The following is a 14480-nucleotide window of genomic DNA, read 5'->3' on the forward strand; positions in this document are numbered from 1 at the left end:
AAAGATAAAAAAACAGAGCAGCTTCTCAGCTACTCTGTCAAAAAAGACTTTTTTTTGGGGTGTCGCCAAAAGGATCCCACACGTGTTAATCCGTTTCGATCAACCCGTATTTACCATCTTTCCGACGATACACAATGCTCGTTCCATTCGTTTCCGCATCTTCAAAGATAAAGAAGTTGTGTCCAAGCATGTTCATTTGTAAAACAGCTTCTTCACTATCCATTGGTTTTAAAGACAAACGTTTTGTACGTACGATGTCTAAATCAGAACCATTGGTTTCTTCATCGTTTGCTTCAGTTGTGAACAAATCACCATCTGTTGGCGGAACCAACGCTGTCTCACGAGATTTGCGATTGATTTTTGTTTTGAATTTGCGGATTTGGCGTTCCAATTTGTCAACAACCAAATCGATACTAGCATATAGATCAGGTGAAGTTTCTTCCGCACGTAGAACTAGGAATGGTAAAGGAATCGTTACTTCTACTTTTGCAGTTTTTTCTGTATAAACTTTCAAATTAACGTGTGCTGTTGCTTCTGGCACATCATTAAAATAACGTTCTAATTTACCTACTTTTTTCTCGACGTAATCACGGATCGCTTCTGTTACCTCGATATTTTCGCCACGCACATTATATCTAAACATAAAAATTACCCCTTTCGTCTACCAGTAAAGAAGGAAAAGGACCACTCTTTTCTTCTTCTTAACTCTATTATATCGAACTCTTGGTCATTTGCCTAGTAAATCGAACAATTTTCTTTAAGCGTTTTCAAAATAACGTTTCAACGAGCAATAGAAAAAGAACGAATCGACTGGGGGCCAAAGGACTGCAGTGCTTCAGCTGCATGATATAACGTTCTACCGGTAGTATACACATCATCGATCAACAATAATTTTTTCCCTTTGATTTCACACGCTACATCTGGCTTCACTGCAAAGGGTTGCGCCTCTACTAATCGTTGCCTGCGAGAACGTTGTGCCTGTGGTGCGGTATCAACAACTTTCTCCAGTAACTCTTGAAATCTGACTCCGGCGGCTTCCAGCACAGCGGTGACTTGATTAAACCCTCGCTGTTGGTAACGCTCTGCCGATAGTGGGATGGGAATCAAACACTCATAGTCAAACCTGTTGAGTTTCTGTTTGATCACAGGCGCAAACGTCCCCCGCAACTGATAGTTTCCCATCAGTTTGTATTCGTGAAGCCAATCCTTCATTCCTTGATCGTAAGCAAATAGCGCTCGGTGCTGCAATTGTATCATGGGACACGTTTCTTCCCAATAGAGACAATCGCTGCAAAACTCAGTTTCTTTTTTTCCACACGAAGGGCAGCAGGTTCGCCAATCGATCACTGAAAACTGTTGGGCACATTGCGGGCACAATTCATTTTCTGGGATACGCCAAGGAGCCAACACCTCAATGATCGTTCGTTCTCTAGGAAAAGTCCTTTTACACCAACTACACACCATCGGTCAGCCAGCTTTTTGCCAATTGGTTCATTTCCTTGATTTCGTTGAGTGCTTTTCGGATCGCTTCCGTCATTTGGTCGTAGAAAAAAATGACCTCCCCTTCCGTATAGGCCCCTTTACGATCGACACGACCAGCAATTTGCACGAGCGCCGATTTTGTAAAGACTGGATGATTAGCACCCAATACGATGACTGAGACGTTTTCAAACGTCACCCCACGCTCTAAAATCATCGTTGTAAACAACACCTTGTAAATCTGTCGACGAGCAGACGCTACTTTTTCGCTCCGTTTTTGATCTTGCGACGAAACGCTAGTCAAAGACCATGACGTGCCTTGTCGGCGGACAGCCGCTTCTACTTCCTTCATCAGCGCAATGCTTGGACAAAACACCAAGACAAAGTTTTTTTGAAGCAGCCGCTGCAACTGCTGCAGCAATGGTCGCAGCCAACGTTTTCTGCGATAAGCCTGCGCCCAGTGACTATAATGAACAGGTTTTGGAACGATCAATGGACGCTGATGAAACCGCAGCGGCATTCTCAAGACAGCGAATTTTCCACGAATTTCTTGCAGCAGTCGTTCTGAAGGCGTCGCACTTAAATAGATCAGACACCCGTTTTTGGCTAAGGCATTGTATAATCCGTAACGCAGCTGCGCATCGCCCTCGTAGGGAAATGCATCTACCTCATCCACCACGATCAGTTGAAAGCTCCGATAAAAATGCAGTAGCTGATGGGTGGTGGCAATAAGGATGTTTGTGTAGCGATAAGGCTCTTCTGATTTTCCATAAAGGAGCAAGCTTTCCTCTTGTGGAAATGCTTGCTGAATCCGCGGAAACAATTCACGACAAACATCGATCCGAGGTGAGACGATCGCCACTCGACCACCTTCTTGCCGAACGTAGCGGATCGTTTCAAAGATCATTTCGGTCTTCCCTGAACCCGTGACCGACCAAACAAGCGAGGATCGCTTTTGTCGACAATTAGACACCAATTGCTGGGAAATTTTTTGCTGGAACTGCGTCAATGCTCCTGGCCAGACGATGTGGTGATCAATGGCTGGACTATCCGTAGGTTGAATCACCAGTCGCCTATTTGATGTGATCCGACCATAGCGAATACAGGTTGGACAGTAATAGCTGCCTATCGGTAATTGCACCGACGGCTTGCGGTGGGAAGAACCGCATCGCTGACAAACGATTCTCTGCCCCTGCTCGAGCATTGCCGGTCGAGAATCAAAGGGTTTTCCTACATTCATTGTTTCATCTAAAACAAAAAATTGTCTTCCTTTTTGATTGGTCATAACATACACCTCAGTTTTAAGTACGCAAAAAAATCGGTTCAACTACTTTTTGAAAAGTACTTGAACCGATTACAGGTTTCTTGTTTGCTTCAACAGCAGGTCTTGCTTATTCGCCGATCAATGTCAAAGCTTGATCTAAGACTTTTTCGCCGTTCATCATGCCGTAATCTGCCATGTTGATTACTTCTAAAGGAATTCCTTTTGGCGCTAGACGTTTCTCAAAATCGCCTTTCATGAAACGAACTTGTGGTCCTAATAATAAAACATTTACGTCTTTGCTTTCTAAATGTTGATCTGCTTCTGAAGCGGAAACTGCAAAAATATCTGCTTCTAATCCTTTTGCTTCAGCTGCTTTTTGCATTTTTGTTACTAATAAGCTTGTACTCATTCCTGCAGAACAAACTAACATAATTGTTTTTTTCGCCATATCGAACACTCCTTGAATTTTAAGAATAAGATAACATTTCCTATCTCTAGTATAGAACAAGTTTGAAATTTGTCAACGCTTTCTATCCAGCAGCCAGTTTGATTTTACTAAACGGTTAAAAACGACATACTCTTTTTTTAAATTGACGAGGACTACCTCATAGCCGGCATTCAGCCACGCATAGGCCCCGTTTTCAGGATGTCGGTAATCATTTGCCCACCAATCCGTACTCTTGCGGGCACTTTTGGGCAAGCCAGATGCTGGGAAAAGAAATTCATCAAACTGTGTAAAGGTTAACGTAATTTGTGAACCGCCGTTGTTTTTTAAATAGTGCGTGATCGTATCGTACTTTTTGCGTCTACCCAAAGCAACTGCCTCCTCTTTTTCAGGTCTGTGTTGGTGCCTTTTTCTTTCTTCTATTTGTAACTTTCCTTCCGATTGCCTATACTAGAAACATAAAGGAGGCGATCGTACGCGTGACTTATCGAACGATCCGACAAGATGGAGAAACGGAAATAGAAATCAAAAAATCGCGTTTCATCTGTTCGTTAAAACGAATCCAATCAGAAGATGAAGCCAAAGCGTTTATACAAGCCCTCAAAAAAGAACATTGGAAGGCGAATCATCATTGCAGCGCCTATGTATTGGGTGAAAACCATGAGATCCAACGCAGCAGTGATGATGGTGAACCTAGCGGCACCGCTGGAGTACCGATTTTAGAAGTATTGAAGAAAAATGACTTGATCAATATGGTCGCTGTCGTTACCCGCTACTTCGGTGGAACGAAACTTGGCGCTGGCGGATTGATCCGCGCTTATTCCAGTTCAGCTTCCGCTGGCATCAAGGCGGTGGGAATTGTCGAAGGCGTTTTGCATCAAGAGCTTGCATTGACCATTGATTATCCCCTTTTAGGTAAGCTGCAAAACTATTTAGAACTGCAGAACATCTACGTAAAAGACATTGCTTATACCGAGAAAATCGTTGTTACCTTAATGATTCCCGAAGCAACGCTTGCCGACCAAGAAGCCGCTTTGATTGATTTGCTGCAAGGGCAAGTGCAGCTAAACAAAGGCAAGACCGAATATGTAGAGCGCCTCATCGAGGAGCCAACCGAGTAACTATGCAGGGCAAGCACCGGTCAGGTTTGCTTTTTTCCTCAAAGCGGGGACCCTTATGCCGCTTGCTGCAGCGAATGCAGGAACGCCCAATCGTTGAAAAACCGAATTGACCGATGCGGAGCAACAGCACGTATGCTCGCAGTGTCCTTTCGGCTTTTTCGCGTCTTTTTTGTTTCCAGCCGTCTCAGGCAGCTTATTTTTCCATATAAAATTCGAAACGATTGCCGACATATTGGGTGCGCACATATTCAAATGGTTGCCCATCTTCAAATGAAGTGATTTGCCGCATACGTAAAATCGCATCGCCGCGTTTGATTTGTAAATAATCAGCAATTTGCTCGGAAGCGACCATAGCTGAGATCGTTTGCGAAGCGCCGCCGATTTTCCGCTGTCCTTTTTCTTCCAACACTTTATAGAGGGAAGAGATGATCTCCTCCTTGCTAAAGTCATGAATAAACTTTTCAGGGATACTCGCTACTTCAAAACAGATCGGCACATCATCCGCATACCGAATCCGCTCCATCCGTAAAATCGTTTCGTGTCCTTCTAATTGCAGCTTTTCCATCTCACTGGAGCTAGGTGCCGTCAAGAAATAAGCGACCGCTTTGCTGGAAGGCTTACGACCAAGAGAATTCATAATTTCGGTAAAACTCGTCGTGCCCGTCATTTTCTCCTGTACTTTTTGGCGAGCCACATAAGTGCCAGAACCGATTTTGCGCTCAAGAATCCCCTCATCCGCTAAGGTTTGGATCGCTTGCCGCAACGTCATGCGACTCACGCCGAATTGTTTTGACAACTCCCGTTCTGAAGGCAGACGATCCCCGATTTTGTATGTATTGTTTTCGATATTGGCTTTGATTTGATCATGAATCTGGATATAAACAGGTAATTTTTCCACCACTACACATTCCTCCGTTCCCCTCCTATTATAACTGGTATATACCTAAATAGCTAATAAAAAAAGCAAAAACTGCTCAGTTTTTCTCAATTTGTGCGAACTCTTTCCCCATTTTATAGGCAGAAAAAGAAGTTATCACAAATTGTCCAAACAAGAGCAGTCTCTTTGCTTTTAAATTGGTTCGGTCGCTGGCTTGAGAATTTATTCAGCCAGCGCTTTATTGGCAGTTGCCATCAGCAAGCGGATACGATTCAATTGATTGACGATCGAGACACCTGGATCGTAATCAATCGCTGCAATGTTCGCCTGCGGGTATTGATGACGTAATTCTTTCATAACACCTTTTCCTACTACATGGTTAGGCAGGCAGCCAAATGGTTGCAGACAAATGATATTGTTGACATCATTTTCCAACAGATCAATCATCTCACCGGTCAAGAACCAGCCTTCTCCCGTATGATTGCCGATGGAAACAATCTCGCTCGCTTGCTCGGCAAGCTGATGGATCGAATGAATGCCCTCAAAGCGCGTTGACGCCCGCAACGCTTTATCCATTGGTTTTTGGAGCCGTTCAATCGCCATGATCGCAAAATCAGCGATCATTTTGCTTTTCTTCGCCATCCCCAAATGCTCGTAGCGCCAAATCTGATTGTAGAGGGAATAATTCATGAAGCCGACAATATCTGGTACGACCGCTTCCGCTCCTTCTGCTTCTAACAGGCGAACGACATCATTATTGGCAGTCGGTGAATACTTCACTAAAATCTCTCCCACGACACCGACACGTGGCTTCTTGATAGCATTTAACGGCACTTGATCAAAGTCTTGAATGATTTTCTTCATATTGCGATTAAAGAGGCTGAAGGAGCCATTGCGGACATTTTTGGCAATTTTTTCCAGCCATTCTTGGTGGAGCCGATCGACAGCCCCTGCTTCTTGCTCATATGGACGGGTGCGATAAACGACCCGTTCAAAGAGATCTCCGTATAAAAATGCCACCGCCAAGCGTTTCATCATCGGCAAGGTAAAGCGAAAGCCAGGATTTGATTCAACACCAGTATTGCCCATCGAAATAGATACCACCGGTACTTGCGGAAATCCTGCATCGTTCAATGCTTTACGTAACAAGGGAATATAGTTCGTTGCGCGACACCCACCGCCCGTCTGGGTCATCAATACGCTGGTGTTTTCGACGTCATATTCCCCGCTTTGTAACGCTTCTACCAGCTGTCCAATGGAAATGATGGCCGGGTAGCAGGCATCGTTATTGACAAAGCGCAAACCGACATTGACTGCTTCTCGATCTTCACTGGACAGACAGACCACTTGATACCCGGAAGCCTGCAAAGCGACATCTACTAATCCGCTTTGGTGGATGGGACTCAACATCGGCAATAAGAGCGTGTGCTGCTTTCGCATTTCTTTGGTAAAAATAATCTTTGCTGGTTCCTCGTATTGCTTTTTAGGAACAAAGTGCTGTTTATCCCGTTCGTTGACTGCTGCTTTCAAGGAACGCAACCGAATCCGAATCGCCCCAAGGTTTGCACCCTCATCGATTTTCAACACCGTATACAGCTTGCCATATTGCGCCATGATCTCTTCGACTTGATCGGTGGTCACTGCATCGATCCCGCAGCCGAAGGAGTTTAATTGAACCAATTCCAACTGCTTGTTTTTCGCCACCACTCGTGCAGCCGCATACAACCGTGAATGATAGACCCATTGATCCACGACCCGCAGATCGCCGACATTTGCTAAATGAGCAATACTGTCCTCGGTCAGTACATGAAAGCCTTCTTGGGTAATGACTTCCGCTATCCCATGGTTGATTTCAGGGTCCAAATGATACGGTCTTCCAGATAAAACGATCCCTTTTTGGTTGGTCGTCATCAGCATTCGCAGCGTTTCTTCTCCCCGTTGCGCAATATCTGCTTTGAACTGATCTAGTTCCTCGAAGCCGCTGCGCAGCGCTTGGGCAATTTCGTCTTCAGAAAAACCAAAATCTTGAAACGTCTCCATTAAGGTTTTGACCATTGAGGCTTCATCTGCCAGATTTAAAAATGGACAGCGGTAGTCAACCGCCCCTTCACGAATCGCATCGACGTTGTTACGAATCACTTCTGGATAGCTTTGTACGATTGGACAGTTAAAATGATTTTCAGCGGCAGTGTTCTCTACTCGCTCAAAAATGACTCCTGGATAAAAGATCAACGGTATGTTTTGATCGATCAGTGCTTGGATGTGTCCATGGGCTAGTTTGGCTGGGTAACAAACGGTATCGCTAGGAATCGTTTCGATCCCTTGCTCATATAGTTCTTTATTAGAACGCGGCGACAAGGTTACTCGAAATCCTAACTGGGTGAAAAAGGTATGCCATAGCGGATAATTTTCATAAAGATTCAACACTCTTGGTAAGCCGATTTCCCCATGGAGGGCATCTTTTTTACGCAAAGAACGGTACTTGAACAAGCGGCGGTATTTTTCATCCACGAGATTGACTTTGCGGTCTTCTTTTTTGATTTTGATCCGCGCACCACGTTCGCAGCGATTCCCCGTAATGAATTTTCGACCATCCGAAAAGAGGGTCACGGTTAATAAACAATTGTTTTCGCAAAGACCGCAATTTGTAAATTCTTTTTCTGCTTGAAAATCGGCCATTTCTGCAGGAGACAACAACGTACTGACATCGTCGATCGCCGCTTCTTCTAACGCGATCAACGCCGCCCCATAAGCGCCCATCAAGCCAGCGATCGATGGTCGTACGACTTCACGGCCGCTGATCAATTCAAAGGCGCGCAGAACCGCTTCATTATAGAAAGTCCCTCCTTGGCAGACGATTTTCTCGCCAAGATCTTCGGGGCGCCGAACCTTGATCACTTTATAGATAGCATTCTTTATGACCGAGTAAGACAAGCCAGCCGAAATGTCGCCAACAGAGGCTCCTTCTTTTTGGACCTGTTTGACTTTTGAGTTCATAAAGACGGTACAACGCGAACCCAGGTCAACCGGCGCTTGGGCTTTTGTCGCTGCCAGCGCAAATTCTTTAACATCCTGATTCATAGATTTGGCAAAGGTCTCAATGAACGAGCCGCATCCTGACGAACAGGCTTCATTTAGCTGAATCGAAGAAAGTGCACCGTCTTTGACTGTCATCGCCTTCATGTCTTGCCCACCAATGTCCAGGATAAAATCAACCCCTGGCTGGAAATGTTCAGCAGCTTTGTAATGGGCCATTGTTTCGACTTCACCGATATCGACCTTCAGTGCATGTTTGATCAGATGCTCACCGTACCCTGTGATCGTTGACTTTGCGATGTAAACGTCAGAAGGCATCTGACGATAAAGCTCTTGTAAAACCGCCATCGTTGTCGCTAACGGCTCGCCTTCATTGTTGCCATAAAAAGAAAACAACAAATCCCCTGCATCATTGATCAAGACAACTTTCGTTGTCGTTGATCCAGCATCGATACCCAAATAAGCAGCACCTTTATGCTCCGACAAAGGTTTTTCTGTAGCAACCGCTTGGGCATGGCGGGCACGAAAAACAGCCAGTTCTGCTTCGTCTTTGAATAAAGGATCTAGCGTATCTGTTGGCGCAAGTGTGCCGTCTTCTTCATTGGCTAAGCGGTCGCATAGTACAGAAAGCTGCTGCGCTTCTTCTGCATACAGTGCAGCCCCCATCGCCACAAATAGTTCTGGATTCTCGGGAAAAATGATATCTGCTTCTTGCAGGTTCAACGTATCGATAAATCGTTGACGCAATTCCGACATAAACGTCAGTGGACCGCCTAAGAAGGCTACCTTGCCTTTGATTTTACGACCAGCTGCTAAGCCAGCAATCGTTTGATTGACCACCGCTTGAAAAATACTCGCAGCAATGTCCGCTTTTGCCGCTCCTTCATTGATCAGCGGCTGCACATCAGTTTTGGCAAAGACCCCGCAGCGTGAGGCAATCGGATAAAGGGTTTGGTATCCCTTGGCTAGCTCATTGACCCCATTGGCATCCGTTTTCAATAAAACCGCCATCTGATCAATAAACGCACCGGTCCCACCGGCACAACTGCCATTCATCCGCTGCTCCAACGCACCTTCAAAAAAGGTGATCTTCGCATCTTCACCACCTAATTCGATCGCCACATCCGTTTCTGGGATCACTGTCTCGACTGTTTTGGTACAAGCGATGACCTCTTGGACAAAAGGGATCCGCAAAACTTCCGCCAGCCCCATTCCGCCTGATCCGGTAATCGCCAGCGCAACTGGCTGATCTTGGATTACTGCTTGCGCTTCTTTAATAATTTTTTCCGCTGCCTTTTGGATGTCTGCATAGTGTCGTTCATACCTTGAAAAACACGTTTGATTGCGTTCATCTAACAGAACCATCTTGACCGTTGTTGAACCGACATCGATGCCCGCCTTATATTTTTTCATTTGTTGCCTCCATCTAAACAACACTTTGTTGATTATCTAACAAGCCGTTTGTTATAATACTTATGTTCATTTTAATTCTTTTAATTGATAATTCAACAAACAATTCCAACGAAGGTGTGGGATAAACAACAATTAGACGTTTTTTGTCGTTTATTTTGAAAGGAAATTCACAATATGAAAAAATTGGATTTACGTGTTAAACGAACCAATAAGTACATTATTGAAGCCTTTATTCGCTTAGTTGAAGAAAAAGGCTTCGAGCAAGTGACTGTCCAAAATATCGCAGACGAAGCCATGATCAACCGCGCGACCTTCTATGCCCATTACAAAGACAAGCAAGACTTGTATGAAAAAATATTTGACTTGGCCGTCGAATCTTTTACCTCGATCCTTGACTTTGAAGATTTCGTTCAAGGCAATCGAATCAAGATCCGTAAAATCGAAGCGGCCATGACCGAACTTTTTATACACATTCAAAAGAATCGCTCTTTTTATTTGACGATCATGGATGCCTCTGCCATTGAGATCATTCGTAAAAAACTGGGGCTGATTTTAACGGAACGGTATCAAGAGATCTTTTCAACCTTGAAGATTACAGAAGGCGATCTTGAAGTGCCCTTAGACTTCATTATTGATTATATGACCTCAATATTTGTTGGCACGCTGCATTGGTGGCTAACGGCAGAAACAACGATGCACGCCGACCATTTAGCAAAACTCGTCATCAAACTAGTGGCAAACGGTCACCTAACTGTCTTGGGGATTGAAATTGAGGAATAAAAAAAGAAACTGCCTATATGCAGTTTCTCTCATGCTAATTGCCCTTCAATCAATGATTTTTTGCGCGCCATTTGATAGTGTCTTTTGTCTTACGCTGTTTTGTTACTTTGATTCCTTTTGGAGCCACACGAATCGCATAGTCTTCCTTTTTGACAACGTCATAGACATGCTCGGCAACTTCCGTTACTTTTTCTTTTAGATTCAGTTTAAATTTCATGTGTTTTCATCTCCCGAATGCTTTACTACTAGCGTATCGCAAATAAAAAAAATCTTCAACTTATAGCCCTTCCTCAAACCAAAAAAAATAATGGTTAAATAACGAAAAAAAACAGCAAGACTACTTGCTGTTTTTTCTGCGTATTCATCTGACTGGGGTAGCTGGATTCGAACCAACGCATGACGGAGTCAAAGTCCGTTGCCTTACCGCTTGGCTATACCCCAATAATGGTGGAGGAGAGTGGATTCGAACCACTGAACCCTAAGGAACGGATTTACAGTCCGTCGCGTTTAGCCACTTCGCTACTCCTCCAAAAGGTTTTTCTCAAACCTGACAATAGTTATAATACCGAAAAAGATAACAAATTGCAAGAGCAAAAAGTAAATTTTTCTAGAAATTATTCATGTAAATTCCATTGGCGAATAATCATCTCGATCGCAGCTTCTAAACTTCTGCTTGAACCTAGATCTTCATCCCCTAAAAAGCTTTGAAATTCTTTCGGTCCAGTCGTTAAAATCTCACCGATACGTTTTTTACCAATAAATAATTCATTGACGGTATAGTCTTTGCCATGAATGGCTTTCGTTGTTTCTTCAATACGGACTTCGATATCTTTATTTTTCTTAGACATGATTGCACCTCTTTCTTTACAGCACCTTCCTATTTTAACAGAAAACCAGCAAAAGAAAAAGAAAATCTCATCTGGAACGAAAAAAAGTAGTCAATCGTTGTGATCGACTACTTTTGCTGCTTTGTCTCATTTCTGGTTCGTCAAGACAGCACTGGTTACGGTATACCCCGCATCGCTTAAGATTTTCTCAATCGCTGCGACTTGGCGCGACTCTACTTGGATCTCAACAATCGTTTTTAGCGCCATCCGATTGACTACGATGGTCAAAATACTCATCTGATGATCGGCAAGCAGCTTGGTCACGTCTGCTAACACGCCTACATGGTCATCCGTGATCTCGATGGACACTCGGGTTCCACCATCATGGTAGCCAGTGATTTTCAAAAAGGCATAGAAAATATCATTGTTGGTAATGATTCCCACTAGGGTATCATCATCCATGACTGGTAAAACCCCCACGTTTTCACTACGCATGACGGAAATGGCGTCCTCTAATAGTGCATCTGGTTCAATCGTGGTCACTTTTTTCAACATGATATCAGCGACAGTCGTTTTATTTAAGAGATAGTTCATTTCATAAACACTTAAGCTTGTCGCTTTTGAGGGAGTTGCTTCAGCGATCGTTCCTTCTGTGATCAACCCTACTAATTTACCATCGTCAACGACGGGCAGACGGTGGATATCGTGCTGCTTCATTAAATCTACTGCATCAAAGATCGGTGTCTGCGAATCGACGGTGACGACCGTCTTCGTCATAAAATCACTTACACTCATTGTTTAGCCTCCTAGATACGCTTTTCTTACTTCATCACTTGCTAGTAATTCTTCTCCAGTACCTTCTAAAACGATTTTCCCCGTTTCTAATACATAGCCGCGATCGGCAATCGATAAAGCCATTTTTGCATTTTGTTCAATCAGCAGCACAGTCGTTCCTTGCTGCTTGATTTCTTGAATGATTGAAAAAATTTCTTTGATAAAAATCGGTGCCAAGCCCATCGAGGGCTCATCCAGCAAAAGCAAGCGCGGTTTTGACATCAATGCCCGCCCCATTGCCAACATCTGCTGCTCACCGCCAGATAATGTCGACGCATCTTGCGAGAGACGTTCTTTCAATACAGGAAACTTGCGGTAAACTTGTTCATAGTCTTCTTTGACACCACTGTCTTTACGCAAGAAGGCGCCCATCTCTAAGTTTTCTTGAACCGTCAATCCTGAAAAGACGTGCCGCCCTTCTGGCACTTGCGACAAGCCGTTTGCGACGATTTTTTGCGGTGCTTCTTTCTCAATTCGTTTTCCTTCAAAAGTGACTGAGCCATTTGAGGGGCGGATCAATCCAGAAATCGTCCGTAAAATCGTGGTTTTCCCTGCACCATTGGCACCAATCAGTGAAACGATCTCCCCTTGATTGACGTGGAAGGAAACATCATGGACCGCTTGGATCATGCCGTAGTGTACACTTAAATTTTGAATTTCCAGCATCAGATTTCCCCTCCTAGATAAGCTTCGATCACCCGCGGATTGTTTTTGATCTCTTCTGGTTCACCGTGGGCGATGACTTGGCCGTATTCCAGCACATAGATCCGTTCGCACACTTCCATGACCAAACTCATATCATGCTCAATCAAGAGGATCGTCAATTGAAAATCTTTTTGGATCTTATAGATCAACTTTGTCAGTTCTGTTGTTTCTTGAGGATTCATCCCCGCAGCCGGCTCGTCAAGAAACAGAATTTTTGGTTCTGTAGCCAATGCGCGTACGATCTCTAACCGACGCTGCTCGCCATAAGGCAAATTTTTCGCTAACGTTTGACTTTTGCCATCCATATCAAAGATCCGTAATAGCTCTAAGGCTTTTTTCTTCATGGACGCTTCGTTTTTGTAGTACTTTGGCAAACGCAGGATGCTAGTCAGCAGTCCTTCTTTATGCTTACTGTTCATAGCGATCAAGACGTTGTCCATCACAGTCAAATTTTTAAACAAGCGAATGTTTTGGAAGGTTCTTGAAAGACCTAAATCCGCAATTTTATAGGGCTTCACGCCATTTAAACGTTTTGGCTTACCTTGGGTCTCAAAAAGCACTTCCCCTTCACTAGGTTCATACACACCTGTCAGGAGATTAAAGAGCGTTGTCTTGCCAGCACCGTTTGGTCCAATCAATCCGACCAGCTCATTGGTATCTAAATGGAGGTCTACATGAGAAACAGCAGCTAAACCGCCAAAGTTTTTCGTTAAGCTTTTAACTTCTAATAGAGGCATCGTTGTCATCCCCCTTTTTTCTAAATTTATCCAGCAGTCCTTTTACGGAGAATTCCCATGTCCCTAAAAGTCCGCTTGGTTTAAAGATCATGATGATGATCAAAGCCAATGCATAAATGATCATGCGCAAATCAGAGAAGCCTTGCAAGTACATATTTAAGATTCCTAGCACTACTGCCGAGACAACTGCTCCTGTGGTACTCCCAAGCCCTCCAAAAACGACGATGATCAATACATCGATCGATTTCATAAAACCGTAATCTCGTGGGAAAACCGACTGCTGATAGCTGGCATAAAGGGTACCAGCAATGCTTGCCATCACTGCCCCCATTACAAACGCAATTACCTTGTATTTCGTTGTGTTGACCCCCATTGATTCTGCAGCGATCTCATCTTCCCGAATCGCTAAAGTCGCCCGACCTGATCCGCTATGGATAAAGTTTGACACGACAAGAATCGATAAAACGGCAAAGAGAAAGACGATCTGCCAATTACTGAATTGGGGCAATCCGAAAATTCCTGCAGGACCATTGGTCAAGCCTCGTAGGTTCACCAACAAGATCCGAATGATCTCTGCCACACCTAGGGTAGCGATCGCTAGATAGTCGCCTTTTAAACGGAGGGTCGGAATCCCAACCACTAATGCGACTGCACCAGAAACCAGCATCCCCACCAGTAAACCAGTTAAAAAGCCACCAAAGGTTGGATTGCTTGCCGACAGGATCGCGCCAGCATAAGCACCGATTGCCATAAATCCAGCATGTCCTAAGGAGAATTGCCCTGAAAAGCCGATGATCAGATTCAAACTGACTGCCAAGATGATATTGATTCCGATATTGACGATGATGGCATCAGAGAACAAATTGATCATTCCGCCATTGTAGGCTGCAAATAATCCAAAATAAAGAATAGCTGCCAGAGCGAGCCAGATTAAGTTGTAACGTAAATTCTTTTTCATTTCT

Annotated in this window: 15 protein-coding genes and 2 tRNA genes; 2 read left to right on the forward strand and 15 right to left on the reverse strand. The window is 44.1% G+C overall.

What is annotated here, in order from left to right:
• Positions 1-85: 85 nt before the first annotated feature.
• The 5 genes from hpf to IGI71_RS12765 form a co-directional block, all read right to left on the reverse strand.
• Positions 86-643 carry a ribosome hibernation-promoting factor, HPF/YfiA family gene (gene hpf, locus IGI71_RS12745; protein ID WP_005231866.1) on the reverse strand — a complete coding sequence of 186 codons (558 nt, stop codon included), beginning with the start codon at positions 641-643 and terminating at the stop codon, positions 86-88.
• A gap of 137 nt (positions 644-780) precedes the next feature.
• Positions 781-1257, reverse strand: coding sequence for a ComF family protein (locus tag IGI71_RS12750; protein WP_016608760.1), 477 nt, complete (start codon positions 1255-1257; stop codon positions 781-783).
• Between the two features lie 196 nt (positions 1258-1453).
• Positions 1454-2764, reverse strand: coding sequence for a DEAD/DEAH box helicase (locus IGI71_RS12755; protein WP_231434754.1), 1311 nt, complete (start codon positions 2762-2764; stop codon positions 1454-1456).
• Between the two features lie 106 nt (positions 2765-2870).
• Positions 2871-3191 (reverse strand): PTS sugar transporter subunit IIB, encoded by a 321-nt coding sequence (locus IGI71_RS12760; protein ID WP_005228768.1) that lies wholly within the window; start codon positions 3189-3191, stop codon positions 2871-2873.
• Between the two features lie 72 nt (positions 3192-3263).
• Positions 3264-3557: a DUF7662 domain-containing protein gene (locus IGI71_RS12765; protein ID WP_231434755.1), complete on the reverse strand. Its 294-nt coding sequence runs from the start codon at positions 3555-3557 to the stop codon at positions 3264-3266.
• Positions 3558-3667: 110 nt separating this feature from the next.
• On the opposite strand from IGI71_RS12765, the gene IGI71_RS12770 reads away from it, so the two are divergent.
• The gene (locus IGI71_RS12770) at positions 3668-4309 is read left to right on the forward strand and encodes a YigZ family protein (protein WP_086337984.1); all 642 of its coding nucleotides are present in this window, start codon (positions 3668-3670) and stop codon (positions 4307-4309) included.
• A 193-nt stretch (positions 4310-4502) separates the two neighbouring features.
• On the opposite strand, the gene IGI71_RS12775 is transcribed toward IGI71_RS12770, so the two are convergent.
• Positions 4503-5210: a GntR family transcriptional regulator gene (locus tag IGI71_RS12775; protein ID WP_005228765.1), complete on the reverse strand. Its 708-nt coding sequence runs from the start codon at positions 5208-5210 to the stop codon at positions 4503-4505.
• Positions 5211-5408: 198 nt separating this feature from the next.
• Positions 5409-9635 (reverse strand): 2-hydroxyacyl-CoA dehydratase, encoded by a 4227-nt coding sequence (locus tag IGI71_RS12780; protein ID WP_231434756.1) that lies wholly within the window; start codon positions 9633-9635, stop codon positions 5409-5411.
• Positions 9636-9809: 174 nt separating this feature from the next.
• Here IGI71_RS12780 and IGI71_RS12785 point away from each other — a divergent pair, with 174 nt between their 5' ends.
• Positions 9810-10415, forward strand: coding sequence for a TetR/AcrR family transcriptional regulator (locus IGI71_RS12785; protein WP_086337982.1), 606 nt, complete (start codon positions 9810-9812; stop codon positions 10413-10415).
• Positions 10416-10464: 49 nt separating this feature from the next.
• Here the strand turns inward: IGI71_RS12785 and IGI71_RS12790 are convergent, their stop codons facing one another.
• The 8 genes from IGI71_RS12790 to IGI71_RS12825 all read right to left on the reverse strand — a co-directional run bounded on the left by IGI71_RS12790 (position 10465) and on the right by IGI71_RS12825 (position 14476).
• The gene (locus IGI71_RS12790; protein ID WP_005228760.1) at positions 10465-10632 is read right to left on the reverse strand and encodes a hypothetical protein; all 168 of its coding nucleotides are present in this window, start codon (positions 10630-10632) and stop codon (positions 10465-10467) included.
• A 152-nt stretch (positions 10633-10784) separates the two neighbouring features.
• A tRNA-Gln gene (locus IGI71_RS12795) sits at positions 10785-10856 on the reverse strand.
• Between the two features lie 4 nt (positions 10857-10860).
• Positions 10861-10944: transfer RNA gene (locus IGI71_RS12800), tRNA-Tyr, on the reverse strand.
• An 85-nt stretch (positions 10945-11029) separates the two neighbouring features.
• The gene (locus tag IGI71_RS12805; RefSeq protein ID WP_005228752.1) at positions 11030-11263 is read right to left on the reverse strand and encodes a DUF2969 domain-containing protein; all 234 of its coding nucleotides are present in this window, start codon (positions 11261-11263) and stop codon (positions 11030-11032) included.
• 126 nt (positions 11264-11389) lie between these two features.
• Positions 11390-12037 carry a CBS and ACT domain-containing protein gene (locus IGI71_RS12810; protein WP_231434757.1) on the reverse strand — a complete coding sequence of 216 codons (648 nt, stop codon included), beginning with the start codon at positions 12035-12037 and terminating at the stop codon, positions 11390-11392.
• Positions 12038-12040: 3 nt separating this feature from the next.
• A complete protein-coding gene (locus tag IGI71_RS12815) occupies positions 12041-12742 on the reverse strand; it encodes an ABC transporter ATP-binding protein (RefSeq protein WP_015510178.1) in 702 nt (233 codons plus the stop codon).
• Positions 12742-13518, reverse strand: a complete 777-nt coding sequence (locus tag IGI71_RS12820) for an ABC transporter ATP-binding protein (protein WP_015510179.1) — start codon at positions 13516-13518, stop codon at positions 12742-12744. Before IGI71_RS12820 ends, IGI71_RS12815 begins: the two co-directional genes overlap by 1 nt.
• Entirely contained in the window at positions 13499-14476 is a 978-nt protein-coding gene (locus IGI71_RS12825) for a branched-chain amino acid ABC transporter permease (protein WP_231434758.1), read from the reverse strand. Before IGI71_RS12825 ends, IGI71_RS12820 begins: the two co-directional genes overlap by 20 nt.
• Between the last annotated feature and the right edge of the window lie 4 nt (positions 14477-14480).

Source organism: Enterococcus sp. DIV1279b (assembly GCF_050531515.1).
Lineage (GTDB): Bacteria > Bacillota > Bacilli > Lactobacillales > Enterococcaceae > Enterococcus_D > Enterococcus_D casseliflavus.

Bases quoted from the DNA above. Each gene is read 5' to 3' on its own strand.
- hpf (WP_005231866.1), bottom strand. From the start codon at position 643: ATGTTTAGATATAATGTGCGTGGCGAAAATATCGAGGTAACAGAAGCG.
- IGI71_RS12750 (WP_016608760.1), bottom strand. From the start codon at position 1,257: ATGATACAATTGCAGCACCGAGCGCTATTTGCTTACGATCAAGGAATG.
- IGI71_RS12755 (WP_231434754.1), bottom strand. From the start codon at position 2,764: ATGACCAATCAAAAAGGAAGACAATTTTTTGTTTTAGATGAAACAATG.
- IGI71_RS12760 (WP_005228768.1), bottom strand. From the start codon at position 3,191: ATGGCGAAAAAAACAATTATGTTAGTTTGTTCTGCAGGAATGAGTACA.
- IGI71_RS12780 (WP_231434756.1), bottom strand. From the start codon at position 9,635: ATGAAAAAATATAAGGCGGGCATCGATGTCGGTTCAACAACGGTCAAG.
- IGI71_RS12785 (WP_086337982.1), top strand. From the start codon at position 9,810: ATGAAAAAATTGGATTTACGTGTTAAACGAACCAATAAGTACATTATT.
- IGI71_RS12790 (WP_005228760.1), bottom strand. From the start codon at position 10,632: ATGAAATTTAAACTGAATCTAAAAGAAAAAGTAACGGAAGTTGCCGAG.
- IGI71_RS12805 (WP_005228752.1), bottom strand. From the start codon at position 11,263: ATGTCTAAGAAAAATAAAGATATCGAAGTCCGTATTGAAGAAACAACG.
- IGI71_RS12810 (WP_231434757.1), bottom strand. From the start codon at position 12,037: ATGAGTGTAAGTGATTTTATGACGAAGACGGTCGTCACCGTCGATTCG.
- IGI71_RS12815 (WP_015510178.1), bottom strand. From the start codon at position 12,742: ATGCTGGAAATTCAAAATTTAAGTGTACACTACGGCATGATCCAAGCG.
- IGI71_RS12820 (WP_015510179.1), bottom strand. From the start codon at position 13,518: ATGCCTCTATTAGAAGTTAAAAGCTTAACGAAAAACTTTGGCGGTTTA.
- IGI71_RS12825 (WP_231434758.1), bottom strand. From the start codon at position 14,476: ATGAAAAAGAATTTACGTTACAACTTAATCTGGCTCGCTCTGGCAGCT.